The sequence below is a fragment of the Corynebacterium pygosceleis genome, assembly GCF_016595275.2.
Taxonomy (GTDB): Bacteria; Actinomycetota; Actinomycetes; order Mycobacteriales; family Mycobacteriaceae; genus Corynebacterium; species Corynebacterium pygosceleis.
The window spans coordinates 101,857-115,369 of the sequence record NZ_JAENIQ020000001.1 but is presented as its reverse complement, the minus strand read 5'-3'; the positions used below and the strand labels follow the sequence as shown (position 1 = coordinate 115,369).

Here is a 13,513-nt window from a genome sequence, read left to right as displayed (position 1 = left end):
GCGAAACCGGTCCGCCCGGTTCTAGTTCACGCACCTCGGTCCATTGCCGCCGGCGTTGATGACCGGTGCCGGGGGTGCCGCGTCCGGGCCGGGTTGTCCGACCGTGCCGCCATCGGTCCCGTCCGGGCCGGCGTCCCCGTCGACGGGTTCGTCGCCGATGGGCCCGGACCAGTCGGAGGCGACCGCGACGACAGCCTCACCGTCGACGAGCGTCGGTGATTCGGTGATCCGGAGGCCCCCCAACTGCTCGGAGAGGAGTCTGACCGCGGGATCGCCGCCGTCCGCGGCGACGATGACACTCTCCGGATACAGTCCGTCGGGTGCGTTGCTGACCTCACCGATCCGGTAGCCGAGGTCCTTCACCGCACCCGCGACCCTGCCCGCCTTGCCGGACACGGTGGTCGCGTTGAGGACATGGACGTCGAGCTCCGGTACCGGTTGCCGGTCCCCGTCCGGGGCGACGGGGGTTTCGGGGGATCCGCCCGGCTCCTCCCCACCGTCGCCGAGGAGGGTGTCGAAGAAGTCGTGGACGGAATCGACGTCGACGGTGACGACGGACTCCCCGTAGTCACCGACACCGTCGATGGAGGTCACCGGGATCGTCGTGAACTGGACCCGACCGCCCGCGAGGTTCTGCAGCTGGTTCGCGAAACTCATCACGTCCCAGTCCTCGTCGATGATCACCGACCGGCTCACCGCCTCCCCGAGCTGGGTCAGGGTCTTCGGGTTGGACAGGGTCCGGCTGCTCAGGACGTGGTTGACGAGGGACGCCATGTAGGACTGCTGGCGGACGATCCGGTCCAGGTCGCCCCGGGGGAGTCCGTGGCGCTGGCGGACGAAGGACAGGGCATCGGGACCGGAGAGCTTCTGCCTGCCGGCGGGGAAGTCGGCGCCGGAGAACTCGTCGTACACCGCATCGTTGAGACAGACCTCCACCCCGCCGACCGCGTCGGTGAGCAGGACGAACCCGAGGAGACCGACCTCCGCGTAGTGGTCGACCGTGATGCCGGTGAGATCCGCGACCGAATTGATCAGGGCCTTTCTGCCGGCGTCCTTGGACTGCTCCTCCAGTTTGTTCTCGTCCGTGACCCCGCTGTCGACGAGCTCCTCCTTGCGCTGGGCCTTGTACGCGCCGTACACGCCGTTGATCTTGGTGTTGCCCATCTCATCGTCGTGGATGTAGGTGTCCCGGGGAATGGAGATGGCCGTCGCCGAGGATCCGTCGTTGGGTACGCGGATGACCATGATCGTGTCGGTGTTGTCGTTCGCCTCGTCACCGGCGCGCAGCATCGCTATTTCCTCGGGGGTGAGGGGATTGCCCTGGGCGTCGGAACGGGAGTCGGACCCCACGAGGAGGATGTCGGTGGCACCGTCGAGCTGCTCGCCCTTCTTCACCCTGGTGCCACCGCCGAGATTCAGGTTGCTCGCCCCGGCGACGGTGTCACCGAGCCGACCGACCGTGAAGTAGCCCATGCCGGAAACGACGAGCACCGCGGTCGACATCAGCGCGAGCAGTATCCGCAACGGTTTCGGCCCGGTCTGCCGGAGTTCGGGCACGGGGGACGGTGGCGGCTGGATGTCGCGTACCGGGCGGTACTGGTCGGTCACGGGCGGGCTCCAAGTACGTCGACGGAAAGGGCTCTACTGTGGCGTTGGGAGATTCCCGGACAACCGGGTGCCACCTCACGACGTGGGATACACGTCTCTGTCAGACAAGGAGTCTATGTCATGGACGTCGCGGTCACCGGTAGCAGCGGACAGGTCGCCTCGGCACTGAAGCTCACCGTCCCGGACGGGGTGCGGGTCAGATGGCTCGATCGACGGGGTCTCGACGTCACGTCGGAGCCGGACGTCGGTGCGTCGGCGGCGCTCGCCGGGGTCGATGCCGTGATCAACACGGCCGCGTTCACGGACGTCGACGCCGCCGAGGACCCGGCGCGCCGCGATGAGGTGGAGGCGCTGAACGTCAGGGCCCCGGAACTGCTGGCCCGCCGATGCGCGGAAACCGGGGCACGGTTCATCCACCTCAGCACCGACTACGTCTTCGGCGCCACGGGAGGTGCGGACCACGTGCCGCTGTCGGTCGACGCGCCGACCGTTCCCGACAGCGTCTACGGGATCACCAAGCTCGCCGGGGAACGTGCCGCGCGTGCCGTCGCCGAGAACGGGGACGCCCGGGTCACGGTGGTCCGTACCGCGTGGGTCCACTCCGGGGCGATGCTTCCCGACCACCGTGACTTCGTGGGCACCATGATGCGTCTCGCCGCCGGGGAGGGGCCGGTCCGTGTCGTCGACGACCAGATCGGGAACCCGACGTACGCCGTGGACCTCGCCCGTGGGCTGTGGCGGCTCGTGGCTGACGGATCGGCTCCCGACGGTGTCCTGCACGCCGTCGGATCCGGGCACACGAGTTGGTTCGGCCTGGCCCGACAGGTGTTCACCGAGGCCGGTGCGGACCCGGGCAGGGTCGAACCCTGCTCCAGCGCGGAGTTTCCGCGACCGGCCCCCCGGCCGGCGTGGTCGGTCCTCGACACGGAGGCGTGGTGTGCCCTCGGATACGGGGAACTGCCGGAGTGGCGCTCCGGCGTCGCCCGTGCGGTTGGGGCTAGACTCTGACCCCGTGACCCTCCCTCTACCCGTTGTGACCGTGACCTATTCGCCCGGCCGGCATCTGGACAGTTTCCTGCGTTCGCTCCCGGCGTCCAGTGCCCGGGACCTCCGTGTCATTCTGGCGGACAACGGTTCAACCGACGGCGTCCCCGAGAGGGCCGCCGGGGAACGGGAGAATGTCGAGCTGCTGCGGACCGGTGGAAACCTCGGCTACGGCAGTGCGATCAATGTCGCCGCCGGGATGCTGCGGGAGCGTCGGGACAGGGGCGAGATCGACCCCGACTTCTTCCTCGTCGTGAACCCTGACGTGACCTTTGATCCGGGAAGCATCGACGCGCTCCTGGACTGTGCGCACGGTCATCCCGGGGCCGGGGCCGTCGGACCCAGGATCCGGCAGCCCGACGGCGGAACATATCCGTCTGCCCGCACTGTCCCCACCCTGCGCAACGGAGTGGGGCACGCGCTGTTCTCCGGTGTCTGGCCGTCGAACCCCTGGACCGCCGAGTACCGCGCGGACAGGGACATGGACACCGAGCACGCCGCCGGATGGTTGTCCGGGTCGTGTCTGCTGCTGAGGTGGGCAGCCTTCGACGAGATCGGGGGATTCGACGAGCGCTACTTCATGTATCTCGAGGACGTCGACCTGGGGGATCGCCTCGGTCGTGCGGGGTGGGAGAACATCTACTGCCCGCTGGCGTTGATCGAACATGACCAGGGGCACTCGGCGGACGCGCATCTCGACCTGACGCTTCCGGCGCACCACGACAGTGCCTACCGTTTCCTGGCCGACCGTCACGCGGAACCGTGGATGGCGCCCCTCCGGGCCGTTCTGTGGGGCGGACTGAAACTCCGCGCCGGCCTGGCGCTGGCCGTGTCCCGACTGCTACCCCGGTCCCGTTGACCGGTCCCGTCGACCGGTCGGGTCATTGCGGTACTGTCAGCCGGAGAACCGATTGGAAGAAAGAGATCAGATGACTGACCCCCACCAGCTGGCCAAGGACACCGACGCCGTCATTCTCGTCGGTGGAAAGGGGACACGGCTGCGTCCGTTGACCGTTTCAACACCGAAGCCCATGCTTCCCACAGCCAACGTCCCGTTTCTCACGCATCTGCTCGGGCGGATCCGGGCGGCCGGGATCAGGCATGTGGTCATGGGCACGTCTTTCCGGGCGGAGGTCTTCGAGGAACATTTCGGTGACGGTTCCGAGATGGGACTGGAGATCGAGTACGTCGTGGAGGATGTCGCGCGGGGCACCGGTGGCGCGATCCGGAACGTGTACGACCATCTCCGCAATGACACCGTGATGGTGTTCAACGGCGATGTGCTCGGTGGAACGGATCTCGGGGCGATCCTGAAGACGCACGCGGAGAAGGACGCGGATCTGACGATGCACCTTGTCCGGGTCGCCGATCCGCGGGCCTACGGATGCGTGACCACCGACGGAGAGGGGCGTGTCCGGGATTTCCTGGAGAAGACCGAGGATCCGCCGACGGATCAGATCAACGCCGGTTGCTACGTGTTCCGCCGTGAACTCATCGAGGGCATCCCCGCGGGCCGGAACATCTCGGTGGAACGTGAGACGTTCCCGAGGCTTCTCGAGGACGGGTGCCGGGTGTTCGCGCACGTCGACAACGCCTACTGGCGCGACATGGGGACGCCCCACGACTTTGTCCGGGGGTCCAGTGACCTGGTGCGGGGGATCGCCCCCTCACCGTTGCTCGATGGGAGGACCGGCGAATCCCTCGTCCACGAGTCCGCGGGTGTCAAGGACGGGGTCCTGCTGCTCGGGGGAACGTCCGTGGGGCGGGGCACCGAGATCGGTGCGGGTTGCCGCCTGGACGACACGGTCGTGTTCGACGGTGTGACCATTGAGCCGGGGGCGATCATCAAGAACTCCATCATCGCCTCCGGTGTGCACATCGGCCCGAACGCCCGGATCTTCGATGCGGTGATCGGGGAGGGGGCGCAGATCGGTGCCCGTTGTGAACTGCGGCACGGGATGCGTGTCTGGCCCGGGGTGGTCATCCCCGACGGCGGGATCAGGTTCTCGTCGGACGCCTGACCGGTGGTCGGCGGCCGGTGGCGGGGAGCCCGGGAAGTCCTAACACTTCCCGGGCTCCCTTTTTGGTTGCGACACGCGATCATCTCTCTTTCTTGCGATCTGGCACAGACCCCACCACTACATGTGGGACACCCGCACTTCACCCCCGAAGTTCCGCCGGTGTGACTGCTGTGGTTTTTGTGGTTTGTTTCCTGCGTAAACGATGGAGCGGCTGAAAATAGATCACGGGCGGGTTGACGATATCTAGGGGTACGTGTGTAATCACACTTATGTAACCGGCTGTCGGAGCGGTTCCCGCCCCCGGCGTTCCACCGTTCGTGTCCGTGGGGTGGAGGGTGGTCCGGTCCGGGATCGTCCGTCGTCAGCAGCACATGTTTGTCTTTGTCCACCACGAGCAGGAGAGGGGAGCGTCCATGGAGGATTACGCGTCCGGCGCACCGCTTCGCAGTGTGAACGTGGACTGTGGCGATGGTGGTGATGATGCGCACACCGGGCGTCCCGCTCTCCGTGGCGTCACCATGCCGCTGGACTCCCTGTTCGGGGCTGTGGAGCAGGAGTGGCAGGAACAGGCTCTCTGCGCCGAAACCGATCCCGAGGCTTTCTTCCCGGACAAGGGGGGCTCCACGCGTGAGGCGAAGCGTATCTGTCAGGCGTGCGGTGTCCGCGACGAATGTCTCGAATACGCCCTGGAGAATGACGAGCGTTTCGGCATCTGGGGTGGGCTCTCCGAACGTGAGCGTCGCCGGCTGAAAAAACAGCTCGGCTGAACGGTTCCTCATCTGTTGCGGTCACTCCCGGTGGGGTGGCCGCTTTTCTTCTCGTCCGGGGCTTCTCAGTCGTGGAAACCCGGGTCGATGTCGGAGGGGTCCATGTTCAGGTGGGCGGCGACCAGCTGGGTCAGGATCCGGCGCAGCAGCTCCGTCCGTTCCTCCACTCCGGTGCAACGCTGTTCCACGGGCTTCCTGAACACGACGATCCGTGCCCTGGTGGGGCGTCCCCTCGAATCCACGCCGGCGGGGATGACGCGCCCGAGCGGAACGGGGCCGTCGGCGGCTATCTCCTCCGGAAAGACGGTCATGTCGGGACGCAGGCGCATCCGGGGTACCGTGTCCACCGCGATGTCGAGGTTCCGGAGCTGGTCCGGGTAGGCGTCGAGGAGTGGCTGGTAGGCGTCGACGACAGCGGCGTCGAAGCGTCGGGCGACGCTTCTGTGCCTGGGTGTTCCCGGAGGGAGCAGGGGGCCGCGAGGGCCCCTGCCGCGTCGATTGCGGGGGGACTGGACGGGCATGCGTTCCAGCGTAACGGTGTTCATGTGCATGTCCGAGGGGGCGCGCCGGGGGAGGTGCACTACAGAAACCTCAACCATGGGTCTAGACTTTGTGACCGTGAGCCAATTTCGACGCTGTTCCCGCCCGGGCTGCGGCAAACCCGCCGTGGCCACCTTGACGTACGCCTACGCCGAGTCGACGGCCGTAATCGGGCCTCTCGCCCCGAACAGCGAGCCCCACAGCTGGGATCTGTGCGACCACCACGCCAGTTCCATCACCGCCCCCCTCGGCTGGGAGCTGCTCCGGTTCAACCACATCCACCCGGAGTTCGGCGAGGACGACGATCTCACCGCGCTCGCCGAGGCCGTCCGTGAAGCCGGTAGATCTGTGTCCGGTCTCGTTCCGGACCCCGAGTCCGCGGACTCCGTCGACCGGGACACGGATGCCCGGCACCCCGCGCGCCGTATGCCACGTGTCCAGGCGGCACGTCAACGTCGTCGTTCCCACCTGCGCATCGTCCCGGATCCCGATGGGGGGGAATCCGGTTCCCCGGACGTGCAGGGGGAGTGACACGGTACCGGACATCCGCCTGGACCGGAGCGGCCCGGACACCGGTTTCTCCGGGGCGGTGCGGGTCGGAGCGGCCTCCCGGTACGTGAGACCGCTCACGTAGTTCGCTTTCGCCCTGCTTCCCGGACGCATCCGGGGCGGGCGCGGGTATGATCGGGCGAAATAAAAAACGAATCCGGACAAAAGACAGGGATACGGGCACGGATCACCGGCCGTCCCTGTTTTCCACCGTTTTCTGAGCCCACCCCTGAAGGAGATCCACCACATGCGCACCCGTGATTCCGTTGATGCCGTCATCAAGGCCTATGACATCCGTGGTGTGGTCGGAGACGGCATCGACGTGGACTTCGTCCGGGACACCGGTGCCGCCTTCGCCCGTCTCATGCGCGGTGAAGGTGCGACGGTGATCGCGGTCGGACATGACATGCGTGATTCCTCGCCCGAACTCGCCGCAGCCTTCGCCCGGGGGGTCACCTCCCAGGGGCTGGACGCGGAGATGCTGGGCCTGACCTCCACCGACGAGTTGTACTACGTCTCCGGTGCGAGGAACTGCCCCGGCGCGATGTTCACCGCCAGCCACAATCCCGCGAAGTACAACGGAATCAAACTCTGCCGCGCCGGTGCCCGCCCCGTGGGGCAGTCCTCCGGGCTGGCCACCATCGCCGATGATCTCGTCAGCGGTGTTGCCGCGTTCGACGGTACCGCCGGATCGGTCACCGACAGTGATGTCCTCGCCGAATACGGTGCGTTCCTCCGTTCGCTGGTCGACCTCTCGGGGATCCGGCCGCTGACCGTGGCCGCCGACGCGGGCAACGGCATGGGGGGTCTCACGGTTCCCGCCGTGTTCGAGGGACTGCCCATAGAGATCCGTCCGCTCTATTTCGAGCTCGACGGCACTTTCCCCAATCACGAGGCCAATCCGCTGGAGCCCGCCAACCTGAGGGATCTCCAGCGGTTCGTCCTCGAAACCGGGGCGGACATCGGACTCGCCCTGGACGGTGACGCCGACCGCTGTTTCGTCATCGACGAGAAGGGGCAGCCGGTCAGTCCCTCCGCGATCTGCGCCATCGTCGCGGAGCGTTACCTCGCCGAGCATCCCGGTGCCGCGATCATCCACAATCTCATCACCTCCAGGGCCGTGCCGGAGATCATCGCCGAGAACGGCGGTCGTCCCGTGCGTACCCGTGTGGGGCACTCCTTCATCAAGGCGACGATGGCGGAGGAGGGGGCGGTCTTCGGCGGGGAGCATTCCGCCCACTACTACTTCACCGAGTTCTTCAACGCCGATTCGGGACTGCTCGCGGCCATGCACGTGCTCGCGGCGCTCGGACACCAGGAGTCCCCGATGAGTGTGATGATGGAACGCTACGACCGCTACGCAGCCTCCGGGGAGATCAACTCCAGACTGGAGAACTCCGCGGCCCAGACCGAGCGGACCGAGGCTGTTCTCGGGGCGTTCGCCGACCGTACCGACTCCATCGACCGCCTCGACGGAGTCACCGTCAGCCTCGCCGGGACACCGGCCTGGTTCAACCTGCGCGCGTCGAACACCGAGCCGCTCCTGCGCCTGAACGTCGAGGCCCCCACCGCTGCGGAGGTTGACGCGTTGGTCACGGAGATCCTGGGGATAATACGCGCGTAACCTGCCTCCGTCCGCCACCGTGCCCGGAACTCCGCCGGGCGAACAGGGTTCCGGACTACCCTGGGGCTGGACCACCCCGGAACAACCTCCGGGGCACACGGACATCCACGGCCGTTCGGCCGGGTTTCCGGCCGGGCCCGGGCCCGGTGACCCCGTGCGGAGAAAGGACCCCGAGTTCATGACCAACGGTACGCAGTACAACGGCGACTGGTCGGACGGCTCGGCCTACGACACCGATGCCGTCCGGTTCTTCGATGTGGCCCATGAGGGGGCACAGGTGAGAGCTGTCGCGGGTGCCGTCGGGAACGGTGATCTCGATGCCCTCGTCGGAATCCGCCCCCGCAGTGTCGTGATCGTGGCGGGGGATCTCGTCTCCGAACGCGCGGCGCACCTGGCGCTCGCCCTGAGGTCGCCACTGAGGCAACCGATGCTCGTCACGGATGTCCTGCCGTCCTACGTGGGGCCACTGGATGTCGTCATCATCGCGTCAGGGCACGCGGATGATCCGGTTCGCGCACGGGCCATGTCCTCGGCGGTGGACCGGGGATGTCCGACAGTGCTCATCGCCCCCGGCAGAGGACCACTCGCGGGGGACGCTCCCGGGCGGGTGGCGGTCATCCCGGAACCCCCCACCGTGCAGGCGACGTCACCGGCGCGGGTCACCGCCACCGTCGACGCCGTCCTCGATCTGCTGGAACAGGACCGCACACTCGTGGTGGAGTCCCTGCACCGGGTCGCGGACGAGATCGACGCTGAGCTGGTGGCCCTGAGGCCTGAGCGTGATGAGCTGGTCAATCCGGCGCGGGAACTCCGGGGCAGCGTCGAGGGGCGCCGTGTCATCCACACCGCCGGACACACGGTCGGTGCGGCGGTGGCGTCGGTGGTCGCCGCGATCTGGGACTGTTCGGGACTGCCCGGAACCGTCATCCCGCAGCCTGAACTGGGGTTGGCGCTGCCGGCGCTGCGCCGGGGAGAAGCGGATCTGTTCCACGACCCCTATCTTGATGACGGCCCCGCAGTGCTATCCTTGAGGATCGTCGTCTGGGCAGCGGAGGACACGTCGCTGCCCGAGGCAATCGCCCAGGGCTGCGGTGAACCGGCACCCGGCAGACTCGCAGGCGCTCTCCGCCTGACCACCCGCGGCTGGGCCGCTTCCATCTACCGCGCCACCGAATGAGGACGTGACTTCAGAAACATGCACCTGCTGACAGGTACTGTCCGTACATACCCGTGGGGTTCCCGGACGGCCATCGCGGAACTTCGGGGACTGCCGACACCGTCGTCCCGTCCCGAGGCGGAGCTGTGGTTCGGATCCCATCCCGGTGGTTCGTCGACGGTGGGGGACACCCCGCTCATCGACATCATCGCGGCGGACCCCACCGCCGCCCTGGGTGCCCGTGTCTGTTCCCGGTACGACGGCCGGCTGCCGTTTCTGATGAAGATTCTCGCCGCGGCGGAGCCCCTCTCCCTCCAGGCGCACCCTTCTCTGGCTCAGGCGCAGGAGGGGTGTGCGCGGGAAGACGCGGCGGGGATCCCCCGGAACGCGAACAACCGCAACTACCGCGACGACAACCACAAACCCGAACTGATCGTCGCGCTCACGGACTTCGAGGCCCTGGCCGGATTCCGGCCGCTCGCCCGGACCATGCGGTTGTTCGACGCGATCTCGTGCCCCGAACTCGCCCGGTACCTCACCATGCTGGACAGTGATCCGGAGCATGAGGAGACGAATCTCCGTGCGCTGTTCACCACCTGGATCACCATTCCCGCGGCCACGCGGATCTCCCTGATCGACAAGGTGATCGAGTGCATCGGGGAGACGGTCCGGAGGAACGACTCCGAGGAATGGATCATCGATGTGCTCCGGAACATCCTCGCGTTGAACGAGCGTTACCCCGGTGACGTCGGGGTCCTGGGGGCGCTTCTGCTCAACAAGATCAACCTGAAACCCGGGGAGGCCGTCTTTCTCGACGCCGGTCAGCTGCACGCCTATGTCTCCGGCATGGGGGTGGAGATCATGGCGAACTCGGACAACGTCCTGCGTGGTGGCCTCACCTCGAAACACGTCGACGTGCCGGAGCTGGTCCGGGTCCTCAGCTTCAGCTCACTGGCGCAGCCGCTGGTACGGAGTGAGACCACCGGTGAAGCGACCCACTACCCGGTCCCCACCGATGAGTTCGATCTGACCCGGTTCAACCTCCGTCCGGGGTCCTCCGGTGTCGTCGAACACGACGGACCGGTCATCGTGCTGTGCACCGCCGGTCAGGTGGCTGCGGGGCACGGCGTCGATGATGAGCCCCTCATTCTGACACCCGGTTCCGCGCTCTGGATCCCGGCCTCGGAGAGCGCCGTCACGATGTCGGCGTCGACGGCGGACGGGGCTGAGTTGTTCGTGGCGAAGGCGTGACACCCGTTCCGGACATGTCCTGATCCGGCTCCTCTGCAGGTGTCCCGGGAACACCTCGTGTCGGTTCCGCGTGCGGCCGGGTCGTGCCGTCGGGGGCATCCGTGCCCGGGTCCGCCCCACCCGGGACCAGGGGAGGATCGGGGGGTTCGATGACGGGTGGTGGGACGTCCCCCTCGTCCTGACCGGGGTCAGGTTGTCCGCTGGTCCCCGGGGATGGTTCGGACGACGGTTCCGTCGGAACGTGTGACGGGGTGGATTCCGTCGGTGTGGGGGAGGGTTCCGTGGTGTCGACCGTCGTGGTCGTGGACGACGAGGGTGAGGGGCCGGGCTCCGCGGTCGTGGTGGAGGACGTCGGCGTGGTCTCCGTGGAGTCGGTGGACTGGCCGGGTGATGTCTCCGGGGCCGCCGGAGGGGTACCCGGGTCCGGTTGAGGTACAGGTTGCGCCGGGGGGCGGAAGGCCGTTGTGGGCTGCACCGGGCGGGTACCTCCGGGACCGGGCGCCGGGATGTGCGCGTTCGGGGGCAGCAGCGGATCCGCCCGGTCGACGGTGATTCGGCCAGTGGACGGTGTCCGTGCCTCGACCGGCCCCTCCCGGGGATCTGTCGCGGTGGGGGAGACCGGTGTCGTTGTCGCCGTGGTGGTCACGGTGAGCGGAACGGTCGACGTCGGCTGTTCCGACCCGGGTGTTGCCGACTCCCGTGCACTTGTGGCTAAGGTGGGATCCGGAGCCGTCGAGCGCCAGACGCCGACACCTGTTCCGCAGGCGATGAGACAGCCGAGGACGACGAAAACGAGGATTTTACCCGTTTCTCGTTTCATCACTTCTCCTCGACTTCTTCTCGGAACACGGCGGAGACATCCGGGATGGTCCGGACCGTTCCGGATTTCCGGTCCACCATCAGGCTGAATCCGCAGGTGGCGGCTCCATGACAGTAGAAAGACTAGCATGGTGCCCGGATCGGGGAAGGCCGGTCACGGGCCTCGTCACCCTCTAGAGAGCAGGAGAAGTCCACATGGGCGCATGGGATAACAGGATCCTCAACGATCCGGTCAACACTGATTTTCTGGATGAGTTGGCCGCCCTCGACAACGATGAGGTCGTCGAGGCCGTCGCCGACGCCTGCAAGCTGCTGCTGGGAGATCCGAAGGTGACCGACGATGACCGGGCCAACGGTCAGTGCGCGGCCACGATCGCCGCCATCTGGGCCGGGGCGCCGTACTCCGCGGGGGATGTCGTCGAGGAGTACCCGTTCATCCGGGAGCTCATCGGAAGCGGTGACGAGTCCCTCTACGACGACGCCACGTCGATCCTCGAGGACGTCGACGAGGACTACGACACCGAACCCTACATCGAGGCACTCGGCGTCGTCGCCTGACCACCACCCGACTGCCCCGACACCCGAGGAAGAATCCATGATCGTCAGCATCGAAGGCATCGACGGGGCGGGGAAGAACACCCTCGTCACCGAGCTCAGGAAACGAACGGGCGCGGAGGCACTCTGTTTCCCCCGGTACGACGTCTCCCGCCCCGCACAGTTGGCGGCGCGGGCCCTGCACGGTGACATGGGTGACCTCACCGACAGCATCCACGGAATGGCCACCCTGTTCGCCCTCGACCGGTACGGGGCGGCGGCCGTCCTGGACCGGTACCGGGGGAGCGGGGACCTCCTCCTGCTCGACCGCTACGTGGCGAGTAACGCAGCCTACTCCGCCGCCCGTGCCGGGGACCTCTCGCTGTGCGGCTGGGTCGCGGACCTGGAGTTCGGGGAACTCGGGCTCCCCGTCCCGGACCTCCAGGTTCTCCTGGACACCCCGGTGGATGTCGCGGCGTCGAGAGCGGAATCCCGGGAGGCGTCGGACAGCTCCAGGACCCGGGACCGCTACGAGTCGGACCGTGGTCTCCAGGAACGTACCCTGGACACCTACCGGAGACTCGCCGCCGAGTCCTGGTGCGGACCCTGGCTGTCCGTCGATGCGGGGGACACCGCCGCAGCCGCACGGGCGGTCGTGGACCGTCTCGGGAGTCTGCCGGGATACGCGGGGTACGCGCCGGGAGGTCGGGAGCCCCGGGCTGACGGCTGATCCGGGTAGTATCTGGGGGAGGAGTCGTGCGGTGCCGAATTCCGGCGACGGAGTTCCCGGGGCCGGCCCCCGCCGCAGGACAGTCCAGGACGACACGCGAAGTAGGACAGATGAACGCCAAGATTCTGGTGGTCGACGATGACCCCGCCATCTCCGAGATGCTCACCATCGTTCTTCAGGCGGAGGGGTTCGACACCGTCGCCGTCATGGACGGTGCGCAGGCGGTGGCCGCCGCTGAACGTGAGCAGCCGGATCTGATTCTGCTCGATCTCATGCTCCCGGGGATGAACGGCATCGACATCTGCCGGATCATCCGGCAGAAGTCGACGGTTCCGATCGTGATGCTGACCGCCAAGACCGACACCGTGGATGTGGTCCTCGGACTGGAGTCCGGTGCGGACGACTACGTCAACAAGCCGTTCAAACCGAAGGAACTCGTGGCCCGCATCCGGGCCCGCCTGCGCCGGACCGATGATGAACCGAGTGAGGTGCTTGAGGTCTGTGATCTCACCATCGACGTTCCGGGGCACATGGTCAAGCGGGGTGACGAGGAGATCCAGCTCACTCCACTGGAGTTCGACCTTCTCCTCCAGATGGCACGTCGCCCGAGGCAGGTGTTCACCCGGGAGGAACTGCTCGAGAAGGTCTGGGGATACCGGCATGCGTCGGACACCCGGCTCGTGAACGTCCACGTGCAGCGGCTGCGTGCGAAGATCGAGAAGGACCCCGAGAACCCCCAGATCGTTCTCACCGTCCGTGGTGTCGGTTACAAGACCGGCGCCGGCGAGTAGCGGCACCGGCCCCGGTGTCTCCGGGTCGGGAAGAGGAAGCGGGACAGTTCTGAGAAGACAGCTGACGGGTGCGAGACAG

At 67.2% G+C, this 13,513-nt stretch carries 14 protein-coding genes; 12 read left to right on the top strand and 2 right to left on the bottom strand.

Annotated features, from left to right (window positions below; all coding sequences use genetic code 11):
* Positions 1–21: 21 nt before the first annotated feature.
* Positions 22–1,608: an LCP family protein gene (locus tag JIM94_RS00445; RefSeq protein ID WP_200254151.1), complete on the bottom strand. Its 1,587-nt coding sequence runs from the start codon at positions 1,606–1,608 to the stop codon at positions 22–24.
* Positions 1,609–1,728: 120 nt separating this feature from the next.
* Between JIM94_RS00445 and rfbD the strand changes: the two genes are divergently transcribed.
* The 4 genes from rfbD (at position 1,729) to JIM94_RS00425 (ending at position 5,440) form a co-directional block, all read left to right on the top strand.
* Positions 1,729–2,616, top strand: a complete 888-nt coding sequence (gene rfbD / locus JIM94_RS00440; protein WP_200254149.1) for a dTDP-4-dehydrorhamnose reductase — start codon at positions 1,729–1,731, stop codon at positions 2,614–2,616.
* Positions 2,617–2,620: 4 nt separating this feature from the next.
* The gene (locus tag JIM94_RS00435; protein WP_200254147.1) at positions 2,621–3,511 is read left to right on the top strand and encodes a glycosyltransferase family 2 protein; all 891 of its coding nucleotides are present in this window, start codon (positions 2,621–2,623) and stop codon (positions 3,509–3,511) included.
* Positions 3,512–3,581: 70 nt separating this feature from the next.
* Entirely contained in the window at positions 3,582–4,673 is a 1,092-nt protein-coding gene (gene manB, locus JIM94_RS00430) for a mannose-1-phosphate guanylyltransferase (protein ID WP_200254145.1), read from the top strand.
* Positions 4,674–5,191: 518 nt separating this feature from the next.
* On the top strand, positions 5,192–5,440 hold the full coding sequence (locus tag JIM94_RS00425; RefSeq protein WP_200254281.1) for a WhiB family transcriptional regulator: 249 nt from the start codon (positions 5,192–5,194) through the stop codon (positions 5,438–5,440).
* A gap of 65 nt (positions 5,441–5,505) precedes the next feature.
* Here the strand turns inward: JIM94_RS00425 and JIM94_RS00420 are convergent, their stop codons facing one another.
* Positions 5,506–5,961: a metallopeptidase family protein gene (locus JIM94_RS00420; RefSeq protein WP_200254143.1), complete on the bottom strand. Its 456-nt coding sequence runs from the start codon at positions 5,959–5,961 to the stop codon at positions 5,506–5,508.
* A 97-nt stretch (positions 5,962–6,058) separates the two neighbouring features.
* On the opposite strand from JIM94_RS00420, the gene JIM94_RS00415 reads away from it, so the two are divergent.
* The 8 genes from JIM94_RS00415 to mtrA all read left to right on the top strand — a co-directional run bounded on the left by JIM94_RS00415 (position 6,059) and on the right by mtrA (position 13,434).
* Positions 6,059–6,511 carry a DUF3499 domain-containing protein gene (locus JIM94_RS00415; RefSeq protein WP_200254141.1) on the top strand — a complete coding sequence of 151 codons (453 nt, stop codon included), beginning with the start codon at positions 6,059–6,061 and terminating at the stop codon, positions 6,509–6,511.
* 265 nt (positions 6,512–6,776) lie between these two features.
* A complete protein-coding gene (locus JIM94_RS00410) occupies positions 6,777–8,153 on the top strand; it encodes a phosphomannomutase/phosphoglucomutase (protein WP_200254139.1) in 1,377 nt (458 codons plus the stop codon).
* Positions 8,154–8,331: 178 nt separating this feature from the next.
* Entirely contained in the window at positions 8,332–9,330 is a 999-nt protein-coding gene (locus tag JIM94_RS00405; RefSeq protein WP_200254137.1) for a hypothetical protein, read from the top strand.
* Positions 9,331–9,348: 18 nt separating this feature from the next.
* Entirely contained in the window at positions 9,349–10,560 is a 1,212-nt protein-coding gene (manA, locus tag JIM94_RS00400) for a mannose-6-phosphate isomerase, class I (protein WP_200254135.1), read from the top strand.
* Between the two features lie 251 nt (positions 10,561–10,811).
* A complete protein-coding gene (locus JIM94_RS00395; RefSeq protein ID WP_200254133.1) occupies positions 10,812–10,991 on the top strand; it encodes a hypothetical protein in 180 nt (59 codons plus the stop codon).
* Between the two features lie 583 nt (positions 10,992–11,574).
* Complete coding sequence (locus tag JIM94_RS00390; protein ID WP_200254131.1) at positions 11,575–11,937, top strand: hypothetical protein; 363 nt, start codon at positions 11,575–11,577, stop codon at positions 11,935–11,937.
* 37 nt (positions 11,938–11,974) lie between these two features.
* Positions 11,975–12,643 carry a dTMP kinase gene (locus JIM94_RS00385; RefSeq protein ID WP_200254129.1) on the top strand — a complete coding sequence of 223 codons (669 nt, stop codon included), beginning with the start codon at positions 11,975–11,977 and terminating at the stop codon, positions 12,641–12,643.
* A gap of 110 nt (positions 12,644–12,753) precedes the next feature.
* On the top strand, positions 12,754–13,434 hold the full coding sequence (gene mtrA / locus JIM94_RS00380; protein ID WP_200254127.1) for an MtrAB system response regulator MtrA: 681 nt from the start codon (positions 12,754–12,756) through the stop codon (positions 13,432–13,434).
* The last annotated feature ends 79 nt before the right edge of the window (positions 13,435–13,513 follow it).